The following is a 24,949-nucleotide window of genomic DNA, read 5'->3' as shown; positions in this document are numbered from 1 at the left end:
ACAAATGCAAATTTCGGATTTTTTGTTCTTTTTTCGCCTTAATATGGTTAATAGTGTGACTTATGAAATATGTAACGCGATTTGCACCAAGTCCAAGCGGTTTTTTACACGCCGGTCACGCCTATTCTGCATCTATGGCATATAAATATGCGATGGAGAGCGGCGGGCGATTCATCTTACGCATGGAAGATATTGACCAGACCCGTTGTACACCGGAGTTTGAAGACGCCATTTATGAAGATCTTTCCTGGATCGGTTTGAAGTGGGAAGAGCCAGTTCGGCGTCAGAGCGATCACTTTGAAGATTATGCTGCTGTTCTTGAAAAACTCTATGACCGAGGGTTGGTTTATCCTTGCTTTTGCACCCGAAAGGAAATCGCCGCGGAAGTGGCGCAATCGGCAAACGCACCACACGGACCAGATGGGCCGCTTTATCCGGGAACTTGCCGTCACTTAACAGATGATGAGCGCGCAGAAAGGTTCGAGAGGGGGGATGCATATGCGCTCCGTCTTAATATGGAAGCGGCTTTAAAAGAAAAAGGGGATCAACCTTTATATTTTGAAGAGTTGGATAAGGGTGTCATTGAAGCGGATCCTGCGAAGTTCGGGGATGTGGTTCTTGCCCGCAAAGAAACCCCAACCAGTTATCATCTGGCCGTTGTCTATGATGATGCGCTGCAAGGGGTGAGCCTTGTGGTGCGCGGACAGGATCTGTTCGAGGCAACTCACTTGCATCGTTTGTTACAGTTTTTGCTTGAATTTCCGACCCCTCAATACAAACATCATGGCTTGGTATCCGATCTGAAAGGGCGCCGACTGGCAAAAAGAGATAAAGCAGCCACCCTTCGTCATATGCGTGAAGAAGGGTATAGCGTCGATGATGTCAGGAAGTTGATCGGTTTCAGTTAAACCTTGGAGGAATTAAATGGAGTTGATTACGGTTACGCCAATTTATGTGGCGCTCACGGCTTTATGGATGATCGTGCTGGCCGTTCGTGTCGCCAACGGTCGCGGGAAGCACAAAGTGTCGCTAGGGGATGGCGGCAACGAAGATATGTCCATCCGGATGCGCGGATTTGGCAATCTGGTGGAATACGCCCCGGCGGTTTTATTGCTTCTTTTGATGTTGGAGCTTAAAGGTGTCGAAGCGCAATATCTGCATGCCTATGGCGCCGTGTTCATGATCTGTCGTGTGGTTCACCCATTTGCTTTGTTTGGCCAGGTGAAACCAACGAAGTTCCAAAAACTGGGGCGCATGCTGTCCGTTATCGGGACGTTGTTGCTGATGTTAATTGGCGCGCTTGCCTTGCTGGCCTGGTAATAAAAAAAAGCCCCGCTTTGAAGCGGGGCTTTTTACTTTAGGCGGCCTCTTCATAGGAGAGGATGATGTCCACCATGTCTGACATAATGCCCGTCATGTCGAAATCTTTCGGTGTGTAAACCGCAGCGATGCCTTTCGCCTTCAGCTTTTCAGCATCCTCTGGCGGAATAATACCGCCAACCACGACCGGAATGTCACCAAGGCCCGCAGCGTTTAGTTTTTCAACCACATCTGTTGCAAGTGACAGGTGAGATCCTGACAGAATAGACAGTCCAACCAAGTGAACTGATTCTTCCAATGCGGCATTGACGATCTGATCCGGGGTCAGGCGAATGCCTTCATAGACCACTTCCATGCCGCTATCACGGGCAGCAACGGCAATTTGTTCAGCGCCATTGGAGTGGCCATCAAGACCCGGTTTGCCAACAAGAATTTTGAGAGGGCGGCCTAGCTTGTTAGCCGCTTTGCCAACTTTTGCGCGTACCGCGTCGATGGCGTCGCCATTTGTGCTGGAAATGGCACCGCTCACCCCAGTTGGGGCGCGGTATTCACCATAGATGTTGCGAAGGGCTTCCGACCATTCGCCTGTGGTGACGCCAGCTTTTGCGGCGGCAATGGATGGCTCCATGATGTTGTCGCCATTTTCCGCAGCCGCCTTCAAATCGGCAATGGCTTTGGCAACAGCGTCTTCATCACGGGATGCCCGCCACGCTTTAAGGCGCTCAATCTGTTCCTGTTCAGCCGCCGCATCCACAGTCATGATGCCACCATCCCCTTCTTGGGTGAGCGGTGACGGGGTGCTTTCGGTGAATTTATTCACGCCGATGACAGTGGTATCGCCTGAAATCACGGACTGAACGCGACCAGTATTGGACTGAACCAGAGCTTCTTTTAAATACCCTGATTCAACAGCTGCGACAGCGCCGCCCATTTTTTCAATACGGGACAATTCTTCGCGTGCCGCGGTTTTCAGCTCTTCCACCTTACGGTCAATTTCAACAGAGCCTTCAAAGATATCCGCATATTCAAGAAGATCCGTTTCAAAGGCGACAATCTGCTGCAGGCGCAGTGACCACTGCTGATCCCATGGGCGCGGCAAACCAAGTGCTTCGTTCCACGCTGGGAGCTGTACCGCGCGGGCGCGCGCGTTTTTGGACAACACAACCGCCAGCATTTCAAGCAGGATACGATAGACGTTATTCTCTGGCTGTTGTTCGGTAAGACCGAGAGAGTTCACCTGCACGCCATAGCGGAAGCGGCGGAATTTTTCGTTCTCTACGCCATAGCGTTCTTTAAGGATCTCGTCCCATAGGTCCACAAATGCGCGCATTTTGCACATCTCAGTGATGAAACGAATGCCTGCATTTACAAAGAAACTGATACGTCCGGTGGCTTCCGGGAAGTCTTCTGGACTGATTTGTCCTGATTCTTTTACAGCATCCAGAACGGCAATCGCTGTTGCAAGTGCGAAGGAAAGCTCCTGAACGGGGGTCGCGCCGGCTTCTTGCAGGTGATAGGAACACACATTTGTTGGATTCCACTTCGGCACTTCTTGATACGTGAAGCTCACCACGTCTGTGATTAGCTTCATACTAGGTGCAGGAGGGAAAATATAGGTGCCGCGAGACAGGTATTCCTTGATGATATCGTTCTGAACAGTGCCTTGTAAGGTCTTCCGATCGGCACCCTGTTCTTCCGCAACTGCGATATAGAGGGCTAACAACCACGCTGAAGTGGCGTTAATTGTCATGGAAGTGTTCATTTTTTCGAGGGGAATCTCATCGAAAAGGGTCCGCATATCACCGATGTGACAGATAGGAACACCCACCTTGCCGACCTCACCACGTGCGAGCACGTGATCCGAATCATATCCGGTTTGCGTAGGCAAATCAAAGGCTACAGACAATCCTGTTTGCCCTTTTCCAAGATTCGTTTTATAAAGTTCATTAGATGCCTTGGCAGATGAATGACCTGAATAGGTTCTAAACAGCCAGGGGCGATCTTTCTTTGCTGCAGTCGCGTTTTTCGGACTTTCCGTTGCGTTCTTGCTCATAATAATCTTTCGTCTTTCTGCCGCAAAACGGTTACTTGTTTCTCGTTGTTGTTGAGATAAGTAATATCATAACTTTGTTTTGCAGTGCAAAAAAAACTTGCACCGTTGATTTCAGAAGGTAATGTTTCATCATTATTACCGCTGGATAAATTTCTGGCGACAAAAAATGACGCGCATTGGCCCTGCACTCCGACAATAATTTATAACAGGGCTGATGCAAAACCGGAGCAGAAGGACTGAGTAACGATGTCGAAACCTGAAGCAGTTGAGCAAAACTCCCCTAGCACTGAAAACAGTGCGCCTTTGAAAGACCTGTATGAAGTTGGTGAAATTCCACCAGTAGGTCACGTCCCATCCAAGATGTATGCGTGGGCCATTCGCCGCGAGCGCGAAGGTGAGCCAGAAAAAGCCATGCAGATGGAAGTGGTGGACACACCTCAGCTTGATTCCCATGACGTGCTGGTCCTCGTGATGGCAGCTGGTGTGAACTATAACGGTGTTTGGGCCTCCCTGGGTCAGCCAGTATCGGTATTTGACGTTCATAACGAGCCATATCACATCGCAGGTTCTGACGCGTCCGGTATCGTTTACGCAGTTGGCAGCAAAGTGAAGCGTGTGAAAGTTGGTGACGAAGTTATCATTCACTGTAACCAGGACGATGGTGACGATGAGGAATGTAACGGTGGCGATCCAATGTTCTCCAAATCCCAGCGTATCTGGGGTTATGAGACGCCTGACGGATCTTTCTCTCAGTTCTGCCGCGTGCAGGACCGTCAATTGATGCCACGTCCTAAGCACCTGACTTGGGAAGAAAGCGCCTGTTACACACTGACACTTGCAACAGCTTACCGCATGTTGTTCGGTCACCGTCCACATATCCTGCGTCCAGGTCACAATGTTCTGGTTTGGGGTGCATCTGGTGGTCTGGGTTCCATGGCCATTCAGCTTTGTGCCGCAGCCGGTGCCCATGCCATTGGTGTGATTTCAGATGAATCCAAGCGTGACTTTGTTATGTCCCTTGGCGCCAAAGGTGTGATCAACCGTAATGATTTTGACTGCTGGGGTCAGCTTCCAACAGTGAACGGCGAGGGTTTTGCTGAGTATATGAAGAAAACTCGCGAATTTGGTAAAGCCATTTGGGATATCACAGGTAAAGGCAACGACGTTGACTTCGTCTTCGAACATCCAGGCGAATCTACATTCCCTGTGTCCTGTAACGTTGTAAAACGTGGTGGTATGGTCGTGTTCTGTGCGGGTACAACTGGCTTTAACCTCACAATGGATGCCCGTTTTGTTTGGATGCGTCAGAAGCGTATTCAGGGTAGCCACTTTGCGAACCTGAAACAGGCGTCACAGGCGAACCAGTTGGTGATTGAACGTCGTATTGATCCGTGTATGTCAGAAGTCTTCTCTTGGGAAGATATTCCACGTGCCCACACTAAAATGCTGAACAACCAACACAAACCAGGTAATATGGCTGTGCTGGTTTCCGCAAAAGTGCCGGGTCTTCGTACACTTGAAGATGCAATTGAAGCAGGAAACTCCTAATAGGGGTTTCCACACTTTGCGTTGATCGGTCAACGACAACAATAATGAGCAATAGTAATCATGACAGATTCTAATTCTTCCCTGATTCTGTCCGGGCTGGATTCGCTTTGCGAATCCGCTTTGGGTTCAGCGGAAACTTTGAAACAGCAGGCTATACAAGCCGTTGCTTCTTTCACACGTGGTGACGATGGTCGGGTGAGCGCGAAGCTGGTTGAGCAAAACCAGTATGCGACCCACGGCCTTGCATGGCTTGTGACCTATGTGGAAACCTTAAAAGAAACCCTCGTCTGGACACGTTCTCTGAAAGAAGAAGGCAAGCTGGGAGAGCTGGAGCAACTTACGCTACAGGCCGGTTTCTCAGGTTATCTTTCACAGATGGCGGGTGGTATCCCAATGACCTTGGGCGAAATTATTCGCGCACAGGATTTGGGTGTCTCTGACGACGATGTGGACGCTTTCCAGACAGCGGATGTTAAGAAGCTGATCAATGAGGGTTATACAACACCTGTTCGGATGCGCATGGCCGAACTTCTGGCCGAAGGCATGGATACAGGTTTCTTCGGCGATCCTTGCCTTGATGAAACCTACGCCATGATCCGCGACCAGTTCCGTCGTTTCAGTGACGAAGAAGTGGGCCCGTATGCCCATGAATGGCACCTGAAAGATGAATTGATCCCGATGCCAGTTGTGAAGCATATGTCTGAGCTTGGCGTCTTTGGTCTGACCATTCCCGAAGAATATGACGGATTGGGCCTTGGCAAGATGTCCATGTGCGTGGTGTCTGAAGAGTTGTCCCGTGGTTATATCGGTGTGGGTTCCCTTGGAACACGTTCTGAGATTGCAGCTGAACTTATTCTGGCTGGTGGATCGGACGCGCAGAAGAAGAAATGGCTGCCGAAAATTGCGTCAGGTGAGATCTTGCCGACAGCGGTTTTCACAGAGCCTAACACCGGATCTGACCTTGCCTCCCTTCGCACACGTGCGGTGAAAGACGGTGACGTTTACAAAATCACGGGCAACAAAACATGGATTACCCATGCGGCACGTGCCGATGTGATGACATTGCTGGCTCGCACGAACCCGGATGAGCCAGGTTATAAAGGTCTGTCCATGTTCCTTGCTGAAAAGCAGCACATGACAGAGGACGAAGATTTCCCAACCGAAGGTATGACTGGCGGTGAAATTGAAGTTCTGGGTTACCGCGGTATGAAGGAATATGAACTTGGCTTCGATAACTTCGAAGTGAAGGCAGAAAACCTTTTGGGTGAAGAAGAAGGCAATGGCTTTAAACAGCTGATGCAGACTTTTGAAAGTGCCCGTATTCAAACTGCGGCTCGTGCCATTGGTGTTGCGCAGAACGCCATGGAACTTGGCATTCGCTACGCGCTGGATCGTGTACAGTTTGCCCGTCCTATCATTGAATTCCCACGTGTCTCCGGCAAGCTGGCCTGGATGGCTGTTGAGATCATGATGGCTCGTCAGCTGACTTATGCATCTGCCCGTGCCAAGGATGAAGGTCGCCGCTGTGACCTGGAAGCTGGTATGGCAAAACTGCTAGGTGCGCGTGTAGCATGGAATGCTGCGGATAACGCCTTGCAAATCCACGGCGGTAATGGTTTTGCACTTGAGTATCCGATCAGTCGGGTCTTGTGCGATGCTCGTATCCTCAATATTTTCGAGGGTGCAGGCGAAATTCAGGCGCAGGTTATTGCCCGTCGTCTGCTGGAAGGGGCAAATTAAGCCTTTTCCAATCCAACAAAAGACAAAAGGCGTCGCAGGAAACTGCGGCGCTTTTTTCTTGCCTTGCGATGATCCATCTGCCGTCCTATCGTCTGACAAAAGGCAGGGAAAAATGAAGCAAGTTCCATACTGGTGGGAAGCCGCCCCAAGAGATCTAAGCCCGGATAATCAGCCGCTTGAAACCAACACGGATGTGGTTGTGATCGGCGGGGGATATACAGGATTATCCACCGCGCTTGTGCTGGCCCGTGCCGGTGTGAAAGTCACTTTGTTCGAGGCGGGATGTTTAGGCGAAGGGGCCAGTTCGAGAAATGGCGGTATGGTGGGGCCCAGCTTTCATAAACTTGGTATTGCAGGTTTGAAGTCTGTGTATGGGCAAGAGAAAACCAGCGAGATTTTAAAAGAAAGCCTTGGGTTTGTTGACTTTCTGGAAGATTTTATTCGCACCGAAAATATAGACGCAGATTTTCAGCGTGTTGGCCGTTTTCGTGGGGCGTTAAAGCCTGCTCATTATGATCAAATGGCCCGGCAATTGGAGGAATTAGCCCGCGAAACCGGTCTGAAAGGACATATGGTAAGCGCCAAAGATCAGGCAGAAGAAACGGGGTCGAATAAATTCTGTGGTGGATTGGTTTATTCTCAAGATGGCGGTTTGCATCCCGGCAAATATTATGACGGTTTCCTTGAGGTTGTGAAACATGCAGGCGTTCATCTTCACGCCTTTACGCCGGTTGAAGCCATTGAAAAAACACCGGGCGGGTATAAAGTCCAAACGATCAAAGGCATTGTTACCGCACAAAATGTCGCTATTTGTACAAATGGGTATACCGGGAAAGCGTTTCCTGAATGGCGACGCCGACTGCTGCCTATTCGAAGTGCGATGATTGCGACTGATGAAATCTCCTCAGAGATGATGGATCGACTAATGCCGAAACGGCGGATGTATGGAGATAGTCGCCGGTTGGTTGCCTATTATCGTCCATCCCCTGATGGAAAGAGGATCTTGTTTGGCGGACGCGCGGCCAGTTTGAAAGACCGTCCAGAAGCTAATAAAAATCTCCTGCGCGCTTGTATGGAGGAAATTTATCCTGAATTGAAATCCGTTGGAACCAGCCATGTCTGGTCTGGTCGAGTGGCTTACACTTTTGATCACACACCACATATTGGACAGCAAAACGGGTTTTTCTATGCCATGGGATATTGCGGATCTGGCGTGGCGCGATCTACCTATTTTGGGCAGCGGCTTGGATATAAGATTCTTGGGGATACTGAAAAAGGCAGAACCGCTTTTGACGATATGCCCATGCCAACCAAGGTGCTTTATTCAGGGAACCCGTGGTTTATGCCCGCGGTGATCATGTGGCACCGATTTGCCGATCGCTTAGGAATATAGTTCAATCGGATTTTCACGCGGTGTCAAATTGCCGTTTAAGTGAAAGCCCAAAACCGCTGTGATGGTGGCCCCAAGCATAACCATTAACCAACTGACATATAGCCAAACCAGAAAAAGCGGCAAGATGGCCAACGCCCCGTAAATCAACTCATACCCCGGAAAAAGAAGCAGGTAATAGCCAAATATCTGCTTGCCTAAAACAAAAAGGGACGCGGCGATCCCGGCACCAATACCAGCATGTGTCCAATATACCTTTTGTGCAGGCACAAGTTTGTAGAGGCTGAAAAGGATCACAAAACTTAAAAGGAAGGGCAGAACAAAATTGAAATAGGGGGCAATCCCTTCAAAGGAAATGCCACTTGCTTCTTCGGTTAGGGAAGACAGCCACGTCACCAATGTCAGGCTTGAAGACAAGGCAATGGGACCAATGACAATGAAAAAATGATAGGCAAACAAACGCACAAAAATATTTCGCGTTGAGTTTACCCGCCAGATTTCACGAAAACTATCCTCAATCCCCAAAAACAAGAGAACCGCTGTAACCGCGAGCCCTGCCAAACCAACAAAAGTGAGTTGTTTGGCGTTCAAGACCAGATCCTGCAACATGTCATACACATTGGCGATTGTGCCCGGCAGGAAGTTGTCGAACAGGAAAAACAGGATGTCTTCCTGCAAGGTGTAAAACGCATCTACATAGGTCAAAAGGGAGATGGCTAGGATAAACAGCGGCACAATGGCCAGCAATGTCTGGTAACTCAAAGCAGTCGCCATACGCGGACAGTTTCGCCGCGCAAAATGACGCAGAATATCCAGCAGGATGTCCTTAATAATATTGCCCATGCCGCCCCTTTTGATTTCTTCTTTAGCAGAACAATTCAACTGGCGCAGCTTAACGGTACTTAAAGGTCAAAGACAAGAGCGATAGATTCTAATTCTCTTCGCTTGCACTTAACTTTCCAAGTTTACGCGGATTAAGGATCTCAATTTTTCCTCTGGAGGTTTTGACCAGATTATCTTGAACGAGTGCGGCCATTTGCCGAGCCACAAATTCCCGGGACGATCCCAAATCATCTGCGATTTTCTGCTGGGTAACCTCAACCACATGTTCTGGAGAGGCGCTTCGAAGCAGATATCCGGCAAGCTTTTGTTTGACGGTTTGTGCGTGCTGGATTTCCAGCTGGGTCATCAATCCAAACACAGTTGAAGAGAGCGCTTTAATAGTTGTGTCCTGAATAACCGCTTCACTTCGGAAGAGATCCCGGAAGATGTTTCCCGGAAGAACACCAATTTCGGTGTCTTCATCGGCGATAACCCAAGCGGGGTAGAGAAATTCATTGAACAGACTGTTGATGGCAAGGATGCAGGTCTCCCCCGGTCCAATATTGTAAAGCGTAGCTTCACGTCCCTGTTCGCTTAAGGTGTAGACACGTAAGCGGCCTTTTTGGACGATATACGCCCCGGATACGGTGTCGCCTTTATCCAAAATTGCCTGACCGGCTTTAACTTTTTTTGTGATCAGGCGGGAGTGGTAAAGCTCTCGCCCACTTTCTGAAAGTTCGTTCTCTAATGTCATTTGCGCCCCTTTTAAAAGGTTGCTGGCCAGACTAAAGGGCAGATCCGGCCAGCGCCACCACCTTGTTAGTATTTAAGTCCCATTTCATCTGCGACCCGCTTGGTCTCCGCCAGATGATGTTCAAATCCGGGCAGGACTTTCAGAACGATGCCTTTAAATTCTGCACTCTTAATGGCGGGTAGCAAAGTTGTGTTGATCGCGTCAATAACCGCAGTGTGGTAAGCGATTTCGTAAAGCACATAGGCTTTATCAAATTCGGCACCTTCCAGTTTATCCAGCTTTGCAAGCGCCGCCGCCTGATTTTCCCAGGATTTATCGTCCGCTGGCGGGGTTCCGAGCATACCTGATTTATAGGCAATATCCCGGCCCATTTGCTGAACCGCTGAATGGTCTTTTACAACCATGGTGGCCAGCATTCGAACTTTGGAATTTGTGCTTTTCTTTAAGCCGAGCCGCCCTGTCGCGATATCCGCCATATTCGCCTGATCGAAAATCGCAAAAATGGTCTCATCATCCAGCCCACCTGCTTGCGACACTGTAGGTGCAAGAGTAACAAAGGGGAGGAAGCAGAGGAGGGTGAGTGCGTAGAGTTTTTTCATCTTTCTAATCCTTAAAACATCGGGATGCCTTAGGAATAGCGAGATGGAAGGCTCACTTATGTATCTTGAGATACATTGGAAAAAATAAGTGAGCGCTTCTGCTAGAGAGATTTATTTATCCGGAAATTTGGTAGAGGCAAGTTCACCGCCAAGTCCCCAGTTTTCTTTAGGCACATCAGTGATAATGACGCTGACGCTTTCAGGGGAGCACCCCGTAAGGCGCGCCATGCTATCGGTCATTTCTCTAACCAGTTTTTGCTTTGTTTCCGCATCGCGGCCCGCAAACATTTCAATTCTAACGACTGGCATTTTACAACTTTCTCTATTGCGTGTTTTGGCGTTGGTCCGTCGACATGCATCGCCGGGCATATTCACAGAGGATGCCAGAGATTACCATAGAGGTGAACATCATTGCTCCAATAACAATATCGCTTTCTGGTAAATCGAAGACAAAGAATAATCCGCATTGAAGAGCACCGACGAACGCGCCAAGTGTGAAGCCAGGAAAATTATGAAGTAACAATTCGAAGATCAAATACGTAACGATACGCATAATACCTTCACCTATGTGCCCCACTTCCGACCCTCCTTCGCTTGTTATTTCCTCTTTATGTATTAATCGAGTAAGGTTTTTCAACAATAGGTCGGAATCTATAGAGGGGCTGTCGGTTTAAATTCGATTTTCCTAAACGACGTTTATCTCTTTGACGGCTTTGCCGGTGAGCATGCGCTCGAAGTTAAAGACATTAAGATCCAGTGTGGAATATTTTCCATCCAGAACCAATTCACTGATGGCGCGGCCAACAGCAGGGGCCTGTTGCAATCCGTGACCCGAAAAGCCATTGGCGAAGACAAAGTTGGTAACCTCTGGGTGAGGGCCAAGAACGACATTTTGATCCAACAAATTATAGGCATAGTGACCTGCCCAGGCATTTTCCATTTTGATGGCTTCAAATGCGGGCACGCGATTTGCCAGAACGGGCCAGATATGTTCTTCAAACCAGCCATAATCCACTTCAAAGTCGGTGCAGTCAGGGTCATTGTCAGCTTCAGGAGAGCAACCTGAAATGAACTGATGACCTTCGGGGCGGAAATACACGCCACTTGGGTCAACTGTCAGCGGGCAATCGGGGATTTCAGTTCGGCAGGAGAAGGAATAAACATATCTTTTGCGGGACCGGACATCCAGATCAATGCCTGCCCATTTGGCAACTTCATCTGCACGTGCGCCGGCGGCGTTAATAAAAGTACCCGCTTTAACGGTCCCGCTTTCCGAGAGGTTAATAGCTGTAACTTTAATTCCGTCCATTTCGAGGGAAAGCGCTTCTTCTTTTAAGAAAGTGGCCCCTTGTTGAATGGCTTTTTTGCGAAACGCCTGGTTCAGTCCATAAGCGTCAAGCCACCCTTCGCCGGAAAGACCAAGTGATCCGCCAGCCAGATCCCCAACATTCATCCAGGGAAACGCGCGGCTTAAGTCATCGGGATCCATTAGGGCTACATCCACATTTTCGCGGCGCTGAATGGTATTGTTATTATAGAGGATCGGGATGTTCTGATTGGACGCGAGGAAGAGATATCCACCTTCATTGTAAGATACATCCACCTTTGTGCCATCCGTTGACAGATGTTCTGTGATGTTTCTCAGGAACTCGGTCCCAAATTGTGAAATGCGGATATTTTCAGGTGTTGAAAACTGATGGCGAATGCCACCTGCTGACCGGGCGGTGGAGCCATATTGATAACTGCTGTCTTTCTCAACGACTGCGACCTTCAAATCAGAGGCTGCATTCTTGGTCAAAAAGTAAGCTATGGATGCGCCAACAACGCCGCCGCCAATAATGATTATGTCGAATGTCATTTCACAAAATTACCACTTAGAAACAGGCTCCCGCTGTTTGCCGGGAGGGAAAACTGTGTTATTTGAATGGGCATGTTTAATTATCTCATTATTGCCGCAATGGCAGCAACTTTTCTTGTTGTTTTAATCGGTGTCCTCTCCATGGGTAAGGGAGGGGAGTTTAACCGCAAGCACAGCAACAAGTTAATGCGTCTTAGAATTATCATGCAGGCGATTACTGTTGCGCTCATCCTGATCGCACTTTGGTTCGGTTTGGAATAGAAAAGCATGGTAAAACTGACGAAAATCTACACCCGTGGTGGTGACAAGGGGCAGACGTCTCTTGGGAATGGCGCGCGTGTAGCGAAAGACGATGCGCGGGTTGAGGCTTATGGCGATGTGGATGAGCTGAACGCCATTGTTGGTGTTGCCCGCCTTCATACATCCGAATTGCCAGATGCGGATGCTATGTTAAGCCGTATTCAGAACGATCTTTTTGATCTCGGGGCTGATCTTTGTACACCGGAGGAAGAGAATCCCAAATATCCACCTCTGCGGATTGTGCAGGATCAGGTGAACCGGTTGGAGGCAGAAATTGATTCGCTAAATAGTGAACTCTCCACCCTCAATTCCTTTATTCTGCCGGGTGGTTCTGCCGCTTCTGCCCATTTGCATCATGCTAGGACAGTTTGCCGCAGAGCAGAGCGGCGCATGGTTTCCTTGTCTGAAATCGAAAATATAAATTCAATTTCAATAAGTTACATAAATCGTCTTTCGGATTTTCTGTTTGTTATCGGGCGATATCTTAATGGCAAAGGGACAAAAGACGTCCTTTGGGTGCCCGGCGCAAACAGATAGCCTTTTCGTCCCCGAAATCTTTCTATAAAAGAAGCGCAGGGGCATAAATAAATGGCTGTGCCATGGTGTTTGACAGAATGTCATTTGCTAATTATTGTGCACTGCCGAAAAAGAAAGTGAAACACCCCCCCTTACGGATGTAGGATTAATGAGTTTCCTGCACGACCGGAGGGACATTTGGCTTGGGAGAAAACCGATCCATGAAAATCCTCGTCGCTGTTAAGCGTGTCGTAGACTACAACGTGAAGATCCGTGTTAAATCGGACAACACTGGTGTCGAACTCGCTAACGTAAAAATGTCAATGAACCCATTCGACGAAATTGCCGTCGAAGAAGCTCTTCGTCTTAAAGAAGCTGGTAAAGCAACGGAAGTTGTTGTTGCCTCTGTTGGCCCGCAGGCCGCACAGGAAACAATCCGTACAGCTCTCGCCATGGGCGCCGATCGCGGTATCCTGGTAAAAACTGATGACGAAGTCGAGCCACTGGGCGTTGCTAAAGTTCTGAAAGCTGTTGCTGCTGAAGAAGCTCCGGACCTGATCATTGTTGGTAAGCAGGCTATTGATGACGATAGCAACCAGACAGGTCAGATGCTCTCCGCTCTTCTGGGTTGGGCACAGGGTACATTCGCCTCCGAGGTTGACCTTGGCGAAGGTTCTGTGAAGGTAACTCGTGAAATCGACGGTGGTCTACAGACAGTTGACCTGAAGATGCCAGCAGTTGTGACAACTGATCTGCGTCTGAATGAGCCACGTTACGCGTCTCTTCCAAACATCATGAAAGCCAAGAAAAAGCCGATTGATGAAAAAGATATCGCTGATCTGGGTCTGGATGTGGCACCGCGCCTTACAACTCTGAAAGTTGAAGAGCCTGCACAGCGTCAAGCCGGTGTTATGGTTGGAAGTGTAGAAGAGCTTGTTGCCAAGCTCAAAGACGAAGCGGGAGTTATCTAATGACTGTTCTTGTATATGCTGATCATGACAATGCGGCTCTTGGTGCGGCCACATTGAACGCGGTAACCGCTGCTTCTCAGCTTGGTGGTGACGTCCATGTACTGGTTGCAGGCTCCGGCTGTGCCGCTGTTGCTGACGAAGCTGCAAAAGTTGCTGGTGTTGCCAAAGTCATTCTGGTTGACGATGCGCTTTATGCAAATTCTCTGGCTGAAAATGTTTCTGCGTTGATCGTGGACATGGCTGGATCTTATGACGCACTGGTTGCACCTGCGACAACATCAGGCAAAAACATCATGCCACGTGTTGCAGCCGTTCTTGACGTTGCGCAACTTTCTGAAATTACCGGTATTGTGTCTGCTGACACATTTGTGCGTCCGATCTACGCAGGTAACGCCATGGCAACTGTTCAGACTAAAGATGCCAAGAAAGTTATCACAGTTCGCTCCACAGCTTTCGCAGCGGCTGCTGCAGAAGGTGGTTCTGCCGCTGTTGAAAACGCATCTGCTGCAGCAGACGCCGGTCTATCTTCCTTCGTTGGTGAAGAATTGTCTGTTTCCGAACGTCCAGAACTGACAGCCGCACGTGTTGTTATCTCTGGTGGTCGTGGCATGCAGTCCGGCGACAATTTCCCACTGATCGAGGCAGTTGCCGATAAGCTGGGTGCCGCAGTTGGCGCCAGCCGTGCAGCTGTTGACGCTGGTTTCGTTCCAAACGATTATCAGGTAGGTCAGACAGGTAAAGTGGTTGCACCAGAGCTTTACATCGCAGTTGGTATTTCCGGCGCGATCCAGCACTTGGCTGGTATGAAAGACAGTAAAGTGATCGTTGCGATCAACAAAGACGAAGAAGCACCTATTTTCCAGGTCGCTGATTACGGTCTTGTTGCAGACCTGTTCAAAGCACTACCTGAACTGGAAGCTGCACTTTAATGACTTGTGTTTGCGATGATTCCAACGCTATGATCTTGCGTTATTCTGGACTACAGGACGGTACGCGATGATTAATAAGGTAGGTGTAATTGGTGCTGGCCAGATGGGCAATGGTATTGCCCATGTAATGGCGGTTGCTGGTCTTGATGTGTATCTTAGAGATATCTCTGAGGAACAGCTTTCAAAAGCATTGAAAGTTATTGAAGGCAATATGCAACGCCAGGTCGGCAGGGGTAAACTTGCTGAAGGGGATATGGTTGCAGCCCTATCCCGCATCACAACTGTCATGGACGATGACTATCTTCCGGAAGTCGACCTTGTTATCGAGGCTGCGACCGAGAATGAGGAAACAAAGAAAGCCATTTTGGCGCCTTTGGGTCCGCAGTTGAAGCCCGAAGCTATCATCGCAACAAACACATCTTCCATTTCCGTGACCCGGCTTGCGTCGGTCACGGATCGTCCTGATCAGTTCATGGGAATGCACTTCATGAACCCGGTTCCGATGATGAAGCTGGTTGAGCTGATCCGTGGTATTGCCACAAGTGAAGAAACCTTCCAGAAAGTTCAGGATTTGACACTTCGTCTGGGTAAATCCCCAACACCTGCGGAAGATTTCCCGGCCTTTATCGTGAACCGTATCCTGCTTCCGATGATTAACGAAGCCATCTACACCCTATATGAAGGTGTGGGGACTGTGCAGGCTATTGATTCCGGTATGCGCCTTGGTGCAAACCATCCAATGGGACCACTGCAATTGGCTGATTTTATCGGTTTGGATGTTTGTCTTTCCATCATGCAGGTTCTGTATGAAGGTCTGGCAGATACAAAATACCGTCCATGTCCACTGCTTGTGAAGTATGTGGAAGCGGGTTGGTATGGTCGCAAAACCGGACGTGGTTTCTATGACTACACAACAGATGAGCCAACGCCAACGCGTTAAGGCGAAACGAATTCAAAAAAAGCCCCGCAATTTTGCGGGGCTTTTTTTATGCTTTTGAAGGTCTGTTCCAGATCGCGGTTATTAAAATGCCGGGGGTCAGGACAAGAAGGCTTAGCCAACCTAATAAGCCAAATTCCTCCCCCAATAAGAACAGTCCAAGTAACGCTGCGACGCCGGGTACTGCAGACATAAAGGCGGCAACAGTTGGGGCGCCAATATGACGAACAGCAAACGCAACAAGCAACATCCCAACAAGTGTGGCTATAAGTCCTTGATAGGTGCCTTGCAGTGCTATGTCCGCAATAGTCGCTTGATCCAGACCCGAAGGCGCGAAGAAATACCAAACCGGCACCACAAGGATCCCGTTCACGACAGAGGAGCAGAACACGATCTGCATGTTAGTGAGGCTCCAAAGCCGGGTGAGGATCATATAAAAGGTGAAAAACAGGCCTGCGATAACGAACAGAATATCGCCAAGCCATGCATCAGGTGTGGCCGTATTTTCTGCTCCCAGCAAGGTCATTCCAGCACCGACAATAATCAGTGTTGCGCCCAGATACTGCATTTTATGGGGAATGTCCCGAAACCAAATCCAACCGAAGAACAAGGTTAGCGCAGGAATAACCCCGTTCATAAACACACCACCATGGGCGGCGGGCGCATGTTTGAAAGCCAGAAAAACGACTAGAATGTAGACAATGCCGAGGGATTGAGAAGTTACCAGAATTTGCTTGAGAGTAAGCCCTCGCCAGGCTTTGAAATAAATGGCGACGGGCAGGACCAGCAAACCTGAAATTCCAAACCGAAGAAAAGTGCTGTCATAGATAGTCAGCGGTGAGGTTGCCCCGGAACGTGTCGCAACGATCCATCCCGACCAAATAAAGACGATGGAAAATGCGGCAAGATAACCAAGCAATTTTTTGGGGCGGTGAATTTCCGTCATTAGGTACTCGACAACTCAGCAAAGCCGGTGTGGGAAATTAGGAACTGGAATGAAAAACCCGGACCGTAAAGGGCCCGGGTTTTTGCGATTAATTTATCAATTTAGAGTCTTAAGCAACTTCAAACAGGGTCGCAGCACCCATGCCGCCACCGATACACATTGTCACAACAACATATTTGGCGCCGCGGCGTTTACCTTCGATCAGGGCGTGACCTGTCATGCGGGCACCGGACATGCCGTATGGGTGACCAATGGAGATCGCACCGCCATCAACGTTCAGCAGGTCATTTGGAATGCCCAGTTTGTCGCGGCAATATAGAACCTGAACAGCAAAGGCTTCGTTCAGTTCCCAAAGACCGATGTCGTCCATAGTCAGTCCATTGCGCTTCAGCAGTTTTGGAATGGCGAATACTGGACCGATACCCATTTCATCTGGCTCACAACCGGCGATCACTGTACCGCGGTAAATGCCGAGTGGGTCGATGTTGCGCTGTTCAGCAAGTTTCGCGTCCATCACTACGCTGGCAGAAGCACCATCAGAAAGCTGGCTAGCGTTACCAGCAGTGATAAAGCAATCTTCACCCAGAACCGGTTTCAGTTTTGCCAGATCATCAATGGAGGTACCTGGACGGTTGCCTTCATCCTTTGTCAGGGTAACTTCTTCTTCCAGAGTTTCACCAGTTTCCTTGTTCACAAGGATTTTGGTTGTTGTCATTGGAACGATTTCAGCGTCCAGGCGGCCTTCAGCTTGAGCTGCGGCAGTACGCGTCTGGCTCTGTACGGAATATTCATCCTGCTGCTCACGTGTAATGCCGTAGCGTGTGGCAACAGTTTCCGCTGTTTTCAGCATTGGGTCGTAAATGGCTGGTTTGTTCTCAAGCAGCCATTCGTTCTGGAAGCGGAACGTGTTCATATTTTCGTTCTGAACAAGGCTGATGCTTTCCAGACCGCCGGCAACCATTACAGGAACCTTGTCAACAATGACGCGTTGTGCCGCCATGGAAATTGTTTGCAGACCTGAGGAGCAGAAACGGTTCACAGTTGCCGCAGATGTTGTCACAGGAAGACCTGCCCGAAGGACTGCCTGACGGGCGATATTACCGCCTGCTGCGCCTTCTGGATTTGCGACACCCATCAGAACGTCTTCTACTTCGGCACCTTCGATGCCAGCGCGTTCTACAGCGTGTTTAATGACATGGCCGCCCAAATCGGCGCCATGTGTATTGTTAAAAGCACCGCGATAGGCTTTGCCGATCGGGGTTCTGGCGGTGGAAACGATTACGGCGTCAGCCATTTTTTATCTCCTGTTTCTTTTTGGTTTTTTTTATTCGGGGTCAGCTACACTGATGACAGGCAGAGTAATGTGCTGGTGCAACATTGAAAAGCAGGAAATTGGACTAACTGTTCAAATATCACTGAAAATAGAGATTATTTGCCGCTTTTCTTCGCCGCAACGCGAAGCGCTTCAGCGGCGGCTCGCTCAAAGTTAATCTCACCCGTGACGATTTTTACGGCAAGCTCTTCAAACTCTGGAATATCGTCGCGTTCAAGAATCTGCGTTAAATGTTCAATCGCTGCTGTCTTCAACAGCTTTCTGGGGCGGTCTTTACCTTTTTCCTCATTCCCTTGAAGGGCGGCGATGGTTTCAATCTGGGATGTCAGATCGTCAAGACCAACACCTTCCAACGCGATGGTCTTCATCACAGGTACTTTGCGACCCATGGATCCAGTGGTTCTGGCTTCCAGTTGTCGGGCGGTGCGTTCCGCAAGGGGGTTGTCGGCCTTGTTGACGACCAGAATATCGGCGATTTCCAGTATGCCCGCCTTGATGGCTTGAACGTCATCACCAAGACCCGGGGCGCAAACGACGATCTTCACGTCGGCAATATCAGCCACTTCAACTTCTGACTGACCCGCGCCAACGGTTTCAAGGACGATATAGTCCATGCCGTAGGCATCCATGACATCAATAACATGAGAGGCAGACCGGCTGAGTCCCCCTAAATGCCCGCGGGAGGCGAGGGAGCGGACAAATACGCCATCATCATCAGAATGTTCGCTCATGCGGATGCGGTCCCCAAGTACGGCACCGCCGCTTAAGGGACTGGACGGGTCAACCGCAATGACGCCAACCGTTTTTCCGCGCTCCCGCAAAGATTTGACAATCGCACCAACAAGCGTTGATTTTCCCGCGCCCGGGGCGCCGGTAAAACCAACAACTATTGCACGGCCCAGATCAGGCGCGATCTGCTGTAGCAGCGCACCTGTTTCTGGGCTGTTATTCTCTGCCAGGGTAATTGCACGAGCGAGCGCCGCACGGTTTCCAGCACGCAATCCAATTACCAAATCATCAAGGGAAGTACGCAAGGTTACACGATCTCCAGCACGCCTTCCGGCGGGCGACCGATTTTAACCTTGCCGTTGCTGATGACAATGGGGCGTTCAATCAGTTTTGGGAACTTGACCATGGCATCGATCAGCTCTTCTTCTGAAAGGCTCTCATCTCCCAGATTATTGTCCTTATATTCCGCTTCGCCTTTGCGCATTAACTCGCGCGGGCTCATTCCGAGGGCAGTCAGAATTTCTTTGAGCTGTTCTTTGCTTGGAGGGGTTTTTAGATATTCCACGATTTCAGGTGTGTGACCGTTTTCTTCCAACAGGGCCAGTGTCTGGCGGGATTTACTGCAGCGGGGATTGTGGAAAATTGTGAGTGACATTTGAACCTCCGGTCTTTGTTATTTATCCGGTACCCTTAAAATCTAATTCGCACAAGTGTGATAACTGTAACTTGCTTAAAATCTGATCCCGGAATATGTAATGCCCCATGACTTACCAGACAACAGAAAATAACGTTTCGTTGAAGAAGCGGGAAACTCCCATGCACGGTTCTATCACATTTGTCCCTATGCTGGGTTTCTTCACCCTTCTGGCAAAAGAAATTCAGCGCTTTTTGAAGGTGCCTCTTCAGACGGTGTTTGCGCCCATGATGACAACGTTGCTGTTTCTGGCCATCTTCACATTGGCTTTCGGCGGGGAGCGCGGGCACGAAAGTGGTGTGCCATTTTCTACTTTCCTGGCGCCGGGCCTCATTATGATGTCCGTCATTCAGAACGCCTTTGCCAATACATCTTCTTCGATTGTCATCTCAAAGGTACAGGGCAATATCGTTGATCTGTTGATGCCGCCCCTTACATCGCTTGAGCTCACATTAGCGATCTCATTGGCGGGGCTTGCGCGCGGTCTTGTTGTTGCTGTTGCCGTTGCAACCTGCATGTATTTCTTTGTGGACCTCTCCGTTCATAACTGGTTTGCCGTTCTTTACTTCCTCGTGGCGGCCGGTTTGATGTTGTCGTTGCTTGGAATGATCGGCGGGATTATCTCTGATAAATTTGATCATATGGCTGCGGTGACAAACTTTGTGATCATGCCTTTGTCTTTCCTCTCCGGCACTTTTTACTCTGTCGAGCGTTTGTCCGGTATCTGGTATGAGCTTAGCCATTTGAATCCGTTTTTCTATATGATTGACGGCTTCCGTTATGGTTTCCTTGGTACCTCCGATAGTGAAATTTTGAAAGGCGCCCTAGTCGTCGGTTTGCTTGATCTGTTTCTGTTTGCTGTCGTGTGGTTTATGCTGGGCCGTGGATTTAAACTAAAAGCGTAGAAAACAGACGTTTTTCGCTCAAAATATAAAGACTCTGATTGACAGGAAACTAACTCCTGTCGATACTTCCGCGCTTTCTTAGATCGTTCCAGTATTTTGGGGCGGTTTTTCTTTTTTAGGCCATGCTTAGTTGGCCATTTAATTGGAGAAGGCAAAATGATACCGGCTTTGTTATCGAACTATGCTCCTGCAGATCTCTCTTTCGAGAAGGGGGAAGGCGTATACCTGTTCGGGAACGATGGCCGACGATATCTCGACTTTTTTGCCGGCATCGCAGTGACCTCTTTGGGGCACGCCCATCCTGACATTGTGAAAGCAGTTTCTGATCAGGCTGGCAAACTAATGCATATTTCCAATCTGTACAGAATCCCAGGCCAGGAAGAGCTGGCGCAAAAGTTGGTGGATAACACTTTTGCGGATGCTGTTTATTTCTGTAACTCTGGCGCTGAGGCAAATGAATGTGGCCTGAAAATGATCCGCAAATATTTTGCGGAAAATGGTCAGCCTGAAAAGTTCCGTGTCATCGGTTTTGAGAATGCGTTCCACGGTCGGACGCTTGCAACCATTGCGGCGGCAGGACAGGAAAAACTTCTGGAAGGCTTTGGGCCGCCAATGGAAGGTTTCAGTCAGGTTCCAGTTGGTGATATCGAGCTTGTGAAAGCAGAAATTACAGATGAGACAGCAGGTATTATCATTGAGCCTGTTTTGGGTGAAGGTGGAATTCAGGTAGTTGCACCTGAATTCCTGCGTGAATTGCGTAAATTGTGTGATGAGCGTGGCCTGCTTCTGATGTTTGATGAAATCCAGACAGGCATGGGCCGGACGGGTAAGCTGTTCGCCTATGAACATAGCGGGATTACGCCTGACATTATGACATCCGCCAAAGCGCTTGGTAATGGTTTCCCTGTGGGCGCCTGCCTTGCCGTTGAAAAAGTGGCGAAATGCATGAGCGTTGGCAGCCACGGATCCACTTATGGCGGTAATCCGCTTGCCATGGCCGTTGCTAGAACGGTTGTGGATACAATGACGGAAGAAGGCTTTATGGAAGGCGTTGCCCGTAAAGGTGCACGTCTTCAGCAGTCCTTGAAAGGGGTTGTCGACCGCTATCCATCTGTCATTGAGGAACTTCGTGGTGTGGGTCTTCACATCGGCCTTAAATGTAAGGTGGAAAACGGGGCGTTGATTAATGCCTTGCAAAAACATGGCGTTCTGACCGCAAAGGGCGGCGACAATGTTGTGCGTCTTCTGCCACCACTGATTATCGAAGAAGAGCATATCGTAGAATTTATTTCTGCGCTGGAAGCTGCGTGTGAGGAGTTGGCGTAATGGTAAAGCATTTTCTCGATCTGCATGAGATAGACGCTGCAGACCTTCGCAAGATGATTGATGATGGGATAAAGGTCAAAAAGGCCCGTGCGGGTAAACCCAAAGGTACCAAAGACGATGATAAGTCGTTGGAAGGCTATACGCTTGCGGCGATTTTTGAAAAACCATCCACACGAACACGCGTGTCTTTTGACATGGCGATGCGTCAATTGGGCGGCGATGCCATGGTTCTTAACAGTGGTGACCTGCAGTTAGGCCGCGGAGAAACGGTTGAGGATACGGCAAAAGTCCTGTCCCGATTTGTTGATGCGATCATGATCCGCACCGACGCGCATTCCAAACTGACGGAGCTTGCGAAACACGCAACAATTCCCGTGATAAACGGTCTGACAAATGACAGCCATCCGTGCCAGTTGATGGCGGATGTCATGACATTTGAAGAGCATAAAGGGTCCATCAAAAACAAGATCATCGCCTGGAGCGGTGATGGCAATAACATGGTCACTTCCTGGATCCATGCGGCTGCAAAATTTGATTTTGAGTTCCGTATTGCTTGTCCTGAGGAACTGAACCCCGATCAGCGCGCGCTGGATTGGGCCCGTGAAGTGGGTGCAAATGTTCATGTGACCCGAAGCGCAGAGGAAGCCGCTGTAGGCGCAGACTGCCTTGTGACAGATACCTGGGTTTCCATGGGTGATGATGCAGGAGATCGTCATAACTTGCTGGCCCCTTTCCAGATCGATGAAAAATTGATGGAAAAAGCCGCAAGCGACGCCATATTCATGCATTGTTTACCGGCGCATCGTGAAGAAGAAGCGACTGCAGCCGTCATGGACGGACCTCAATCTGTTATTTTCGATGAAGCGGAAAATCGCCTTCACGCCCAGAAAGCCGTTTTACGCTGGTGCCTGAACGCCGCTTCATAATTGAAAGAGTAAAAAGTTATGGGTGAAAATTCCGAAATTGCCCCGGTCGCAGACAATCTGATCCAACCATTTCAGATGGCGGAAGCCGGGGTGCGTGGTCGTGTTGTTCGTTTAGGAAGTGCGTTAGACAGTATCCTGAAGCGTCACGATTATCCTGACACAGTGGCACATATGCTGGGTGAGGGCCTGGTTTTGGCGGCAGTGCTGGGCGGTGCGTTGAAATTTGACGGAATTTTCACCGTTCAAACCAAAAGTGATGGTCCTATTGGAATGATCGCTGCGGACTTGACGACCCCGGGTTCTTTACGTGGTTATGCCGCCTTTAACGAGGATATGTTGAGGCAGGCCGAAAAGGCGGGCAGCGATAAATCCATCAAGAAATATCTGGGCGGCGGATATGCCGCTTTTACTATCGATAGCGCCGACACAGGCCAACGCTATCAGGGTATTGTGGATCTGGAAGGGGATAGCCTTCAATCCTGCATGGAAAACTACTTTGCGCGATCAGAGCAGTTGGAGACCCGCCTTCATGTTGCCGTTGAAAAGAAAAACGGCAAGTGGCGTGCGGGCGGCCTAATGATCCAGCGGCTTCCTGAAGAAAGTCTGGCGGAATTGAAGCAGGAACAAGCGAATGAAGGGTGGCGTAATGCCGAAGCGCTTGCCGCCACGGTGAAACCCGAAGAACTGACCCACCCGCATTTGCGGGCTTCTGAATTATTGTACCGCCTTTTCCATGAAGATGGGGTGTGGCTTTACGATGTATCTGAATTGCAGGATAAATGTAGCTGCAGTGCTGAACGGGTGATGAAAACGCTTGTCTCTTTCTCCCGCGAAAATCTGGAAGAAATGGCAGAAGACGGTGAAATTGGTGTGGATTGTCAGTTCTGTAGCACTCACTATGCGTATACTGTTGACGATGTAGAGGCTGCCCGCGAATAGCTTCATAAAGTTGCCACGATTTTAAAGGAAGGTGGCGGCAATGTGATGAGGGGGAAGGACACCAGATGCTAAGAAGTATTGCGTTTCGTATTGGATTATTGGCTTTATTGGGTGCCGTGCTTTCCGCTTGTGCTGCCACCCCGGAACGTCAGGTTCTCCCTGAGCTGAACTTCAATCATGTCTCTCAAATTATTCTGGATGTCAGTGAGGTGCGGGTGGTGAACGAATATCGCTCCCCGCTTAAAGCGCCAAATGTTGAGCATGAAATGCCGGTTAAAATTGATCAGGCCGTTCGAAAATGGGCGGAGCAGCGCCTGCGCGCCAATGGCAACCAAAACGCGTTTGCCGTCCTCACCATCAAAGATGCCAGCGTTGTTGAAAAACAGCTGGAAAAGAAAACGGGCCTGACTGGCTTCTTCACCAATGACCAGTCAGAGCGATATGAGTTTAGAGTGATGGCGGAACTTCGAATTGAAGAAGTAAACGGCAACAAGGCTATCGCAACTGCAGAAGTGTCACGGATTAAGACGGTTGCCGAAGATATTACGCTGAATGATCGGGATATGATGTATTTTCAGCAGGTTGAACAGCTGATGAGTGACTTCAATGTTGAGATGGTCGCCAGCATCAATAAATTCATGCAGCCGTTTTTAAACGGCAGGCTTACGCACTAAGAGTTGGCTCAAAGCAGATCCTGAAGAAGCGATCACCAAGTTCCTCGGGTGTGCCACTGCTTGTTGCCCGCCATTCCAGCGTCCAGTTCAACATGCCAATGAGCGCATAGCGAAGGGTTGTTTGGTCGGTGTCTTTACGGATCAATCCCTGATCCACACCTGCCTTGATCAGTTCCGCCCAGAAATCATCATATTGTTCGCGGCTGGCTTTCAGCTTTTTCTTAATCGGCGCGGGGACATGGTTGTAGCATCTGATATTGGCGGATGTGTAATCCCCCTTTTCAAGCAAAGCGGTCAAATGGCCGACCATTGAGGCCTTGATTTTCTGAATGGGAGTTGCCCCATCGGGGAGCGCCTCCACCGCCTCCTGTACACGTTCGGCCACATGCAAAAGACCCTGACTCAATACTTCTTCTGCAAGTTCTTCCTTCGATGAGAAGTGATAATAAAGACTTCCCGCCTTCATGCCCGTCGCGGCAGCAATATCGCGAAAGGAAGTTGAACCGTAGCCTTTGTCCCGAAACAGACGGGCGGCTTTATCCATGATCATTTTACGCGTGCGCTGTTGTATTGCTGTGCGGTTTGATGTTTCAGGTTTTTCAATATCGATCATGGACGCCCAAAAGAAATTTATAATGCAAATATAATCTCTTTCTACGAAATGACGTAAAAACTGACAAATGGTTTCGATGCAAATTCCAATACTTGTAATTTTTCGTTTATGGGTTATATGAATAATT

At 49.3% G+C, this 24,949-nt stretch carries 27 protein-coding genes; 15 read left to right on the top strand and 12 right to left on the bottom strand.

The features are described 5' to 3' along the window. Window positions 1-62: 62 nt before the first annotated feature. Window positions 63-908, top strand: a complete 846-nt coding sequence (gene gluQRS, locus GUA87_RS02230) for a tRNA glutamyl-Q(34) synthetase GluQRS (RefSeq protein ID WP_193714891.1) — start codon at window positions 63-65, stop codon at window positions 906-908. Between the two features lie 16 nt (window positions 909-924). Next, window positions 925-1,320 carry an MAPEG family protein gene (locus GUA87_RS02225; RefSeq protein WP_193714890.1) on the top strand — a complete coding sequence of 132 codons (396 nt, stop codon included), beginning with the start codon at window positions 925-927 and terminating at the stop codon, window positions 1,318-1,320. Between the two features lie 37 nt (window positions 1,321-1,357). Here the strand turns inward: GUA87_RS02225 and GUA87_RS02220 are convergent, their stop codons facing one another. After that, window positions 1,358-3,373: a methylmalonyl-CoA mutase family protein gene (locus GUA87_RS02220; protein WP_193714889.1), complete on the bottom strand. Its 2,016-nt coding sequence runs from the start codon at window positions 3,371-3,373 to the stop codon at window positions 1,358-1,360. Between the two features lie 246 nt (window positions 3,374-3,619). On the opposite strand from GUA87_RS02220, the gene ccrA reads away from it, so the two are divergent. The 3 genes from ccrA (at window position 3,620) to GUA87_RS02205 (ending at window position 8,054) form a co-directional block, all read left to right on the top strand. Further along, a complete protein-coding gene (ccrA, locus tag GUA87_RS02215) occupies window positions 3,620-4,921 on the top strand; it encodes a crotonyl-CoA carboxylase/reductase (protein ID WP_193714888.1) in 1,302 nt (433 codons plus the stop codon). Between the two features lie 60 nt (window positions 4,922-4,981). After that, window positions 4,982-6,661 (top strand): acyl-CoA dehydrogenase family protein, encoded by a 1,680-nt coding sequence (locus GUA87_RS02210; protein WP_193714887.1) that lies wholly within the window; start codon window positions 4,982-4,984, stop codon window positions 6,659-6,661. 112 nt (window positions 6,662-6,773) lie between these two features. Continuing rightward, window positions 6,774-8,054: an NAD(P)/FAD-dependent oxidoreductase gene (locus GUA87_RS02205; protein WP_193714886.1), complete on the top strand. Its 1,281-nt coding sequence runs from the start codon at window positions 6,774-6,776 to the stop codon at window positions 8,052-8,054. Here the strand turns inward: GUA87_RS02205 and GUA87_RS02200 are convergent. From GUA87_RS02200 to GUA87_RS02175, 6 genes are all read right to left on the bottom strand, one after another. Then, the gene (locus GUA87_RS02200) at window positions 8,043-8,894 is read right to left on the bottom strand and encodes a YhjD/YihY/BrkB family envelope integrity protein (RefSeq protein ID WP_193714885.1); all 852 of its coding nucleotides are present in this window, start codon (window positions 8,892-8,894) and stop codon (window positions 8,043-8,045) included. The two genes, GUA87_RS02205 and GUA87_RS02200, sit on opposite strands and share 12 nt — an antisense overlap. Before the next feature lie 88 nt (window positions 8,895-8,982). Further along, window positions 8,983-9,627, bottom strand: coding sequence for a Crp/Fnr family transcriptional regulator (locus tag GUA87_RS02195; protein ID WP_193714884.1), 645 nt, complete (start codon window positions 9,625-9,627; stop codon window positions 8,983-8,985). 65 nt (window positions 9,628-9,692) lie between these two features. Further along, a complete protein-coding gene (locus GUA87_RS02190) occupies window positions 9,693-10,226 on the bottom strand; it encodes a DUF4142 domain-containing protein (protein WP_193714883.1) in 534 nt (177 codons plus the stop codon). Between the two features lie 111 nt (window positions 10,227-10,337). Then, entirely contained in the window at window positions 10,338-10,535 is a 198-nt protein-coding gene (locus GUA87_RS02185) for a 2-hydroxymuconate tautomerase family protein (RefSeq protein ID WP_193714882.1), read from the bottom strand. A gap of 13 nt (window positions 10,536-10,548) precedes the next feature. Further along, the gene (locus GUA87_RS02180; protein WP_193714881.1) at window positions 10,549-10,779 is read right to left on the bottom strand and encodes a hypothetical protein; all 231 of its coding nucleotides are present in this window, start codon (window positions 10,777-10,779) and stop codon (window positions 10,549-10,551) included. Window positions 10,780-10,911: 132 nt separating this feature from the next. Then, window positions 10,912-12,084, bottom strand: coding sequence for an NAD(P)/FAD-dependent oxidoreductase (locus GUA87_RS02175; protein WP_193714880.1), 1,173 nt, complete (start codon window positions 12,082-12,084; stop codon window positions 10,912-10,914). A gap of 66 nt (window positions 12,085-12,150) precedes the next feature. Here GUA87_RS02175 and GUA87_RS02170 point away from each other — a divergent pair, with 66 nt between their 5' ends. From GUA87_RS02170 to GUA87_RS02150, 5 genes are all read left to right on the top strand, one after another. Further along, entirely contained in the window at window positions 12,151-12,345 is a 195-nt protein-coding gene (locus GUA87_RS02170) for a twin transmembrane helix small protein (RefSeq protein ID WP_193714879.1), read from the top strand. Window positions 12,346-12,351: 6 nt separating this feature from the next. Further along, window positions 12,352-12,921 carry a cob(I)yrinic acid a,c-diamide adenosyltransferase gene (locus tag GUA87_RS02165; RefSeq protein ID WP_193714878.1) on the top strand — a complete coding sequence of 190 codons (570 nt, stop codon included), beginning with the start codon at window positions 12,352-12,354 and terminating at the stop codon, window positions 12,919-12,921. Between the two features lie 200 nt (window positions 12,922-13,121). Continuing rightward, a complete protein-coding gene (locus GUA87_RS02160) occupies window positions 13,122-13,871 on the top strand; it encodes an electron transfer flavoprotein subunit beta/FixA family protein (protein ID WP_193714877.1) in 750 nt (249 codons plus the stop codon). Then, on the top strand, window positions 13,871-14,800 hold the full coding sequence (locus tag GUA87_RS02155) for an electron transfer flavoprotein subunit alpha/FixB family protein (protein WP_193714876.1): 930 nt from the start codon (window positions 13,871-13,873) through the stop codon (window positions 14,798-14,800). Before GUA87_RS02160 ends, GUA87_RS02155 begins: the two co-directional genes overlap by 1 nt. Before the next feature lie 67 nt (window positions 14,801-14,867). Beyond that, window positions 14,868-15,740, top strand: coding sequence for a 3-hydroxybutyryl-CoA dehydrogenase (locus GUA87_RS02150; RefSeq protein WP_193714875.1), 873 nt, complete (start codon window positions 14,868-14,870; stop codon window positions 15,738-15,740). 46 nt (window positions 15,741-15,786) lie between these two features. On the opposite strand, the gene GUA87_RS02145 is transcribed toward GUA87_RS02150, so the two are convergent. The 4 genes from GUA87_RS02145 to arsC all read right to left on the bottom strand — a co-directional run bounded on the left by GUA87_RS02145 (window position 15,787) and on the right by arsC (window position 19,400). Continuing rightward, a complete protein-coding gene (locus GUA87_RS02145) occupies window positions 15,787-16,683 on the bottom strand; it encodes a DMT family transporter (RefSeq protein ID WP_193714874.1) in 897 nt (298 codons plus the stop codon). Between the two features lie 109 nt (window positions 16,684-16,792). Continuing rightward, window positions 16,793-17,977 carry an acetyl-CoA C-acyltransferase gene (locus GUA87_RS02140; protein ID WP_193714873.1) on the bottom strand — a complete coding sequence of 395 codons (1,185 nt, stop codon included), beginning with the start codon at window positions 17,975-17,977 and terminating at the stop codon, window positions 16,793-16,795. A gap of 134 nt (window positions 17,978-18,111) precedes the next feature. Beyond that, window positions 18,112-19,050: a methylmalonyl Co-A mutase-associated GTPase MeaB gene (gene meaB / locus GUA87_RS02135; RefSeq protein WP_193714872.1), complete on the bottom strand. Its 939-nt coding sequence runs from the start codon at window positions 19,048-19,050 to the stop codon at window positions 18,112-18,114. Window positions 19,051-19,052: 2 nt separating this feature from the next. Further along, entirely contained in the window at window positions 19,053-19,400 is a 348-nt protein-coding gene (gene arsC / locus GUA87_RS02130; protein WP_193714871.1) for an arsenate reductase (glutaredoxin), read from the bottom strand. Between the two features lie 161 nt (window positions 19,401-19,561). Here arsC and GUA87_RS02125 point away from each other — a divergent pair, with 161 nt between their 5' ends. From GUA87_RS02125 to GUA87_RS02105, 5 genes are all read left to right on the top strand, one after another. After that, the gene (locus GUA87_RS02125) at window positions 19,562-20,344 is read left to right on the top strand and encodes an ABC transporter permease (protein ID WP_227711653.1); all 783 of its coding nucleotides are present in this window, start codon (window positions 19,562-19,564) and stop codon (window positions 20,342-20,344) included. A gap of 156 nt (window positions 20,345-20,500) precedes the next feature. Continuing rightward, entirely contained in the window at window positions 20,501-21,670 is a 1,170-nt protein-coding gene (locus GUA87_RS02120; RefSeq protein WP_193714869.1) for an aspartate aminotransferase family protein, read from the top strand. Then, complete coding sequence (gene argF / locus GUA87_RS02115; RefSeq protein ID WP_193714868.1) at window positions 21,670-22,596, top strand: ornithine carbamoyltransferase; 927 nt, start codon at window positions 21,670-21,672, stop codon at window positions 22,594-22,596. The genes GUA87_RS02120 and argF overlap by 1 nt, the downstream gene beginning before the upstream one ends. 18 nt (window positions 22,597-22,614) lie before the next feature. Then, window positions 22,615-23,535, top strand: a complete 921-nt coding sequence (locus GUA87_RS02110) for an Hsp33 family molecular chaperone HslO (RefSeq protein WP_193714867.1) — start codon at window positions 22,615-22,617, stop codon at window positions 23,533-23,535. 65 nt (window positions 23,536-23,600) lie between these two features. Further along, window positions 23,601-24,209 (top strand): hypothetical protein, encoded by a 609-nt coding sequence (locus GUA87_RS02105; protein WP_193714866.1) that lies wholly within the window; start codon window positions 23,601-23,603, stop codon window positions 24,207-24,209. Here the strand turns inward: GUA87_RS02105 and GUA87_RS02100 are convergent. Further along, window positions 24,199-24,822 (bottom strand): TetR/AcrR family transcriptional regulator, encoded by a 624-nt coding sequence (locus GUA87_RS02100; protein ID WP_193714865.1) that lies wholly within the window; start codon window positions 24,820-24,822, stop codon window positions 24,199-24,201. The two genes, GUA87_RS02105 and GUA87_RS02100, sit on opposite strands and share 11 nt — an antisense overlap. Window positions 24,823-24,949 lie beyond the last annotated feature (127 nt).

The sequence above is a fragment of the Sneathiella sp. P13V-1 genome, assembly GCF_015143595.1.
In the GTDB taxonomy this organism is placed as follows: domain Bacteria; phylum Pseudomonadota; class Alphaproteobacteria; order Sneathiellales; family Sneathiellaceae; genus Sneathiella.
Note: the sequence above shows the minus strand (reverse complement) of the source record. Positions and strands in the feature narration are given on the sequence as shown.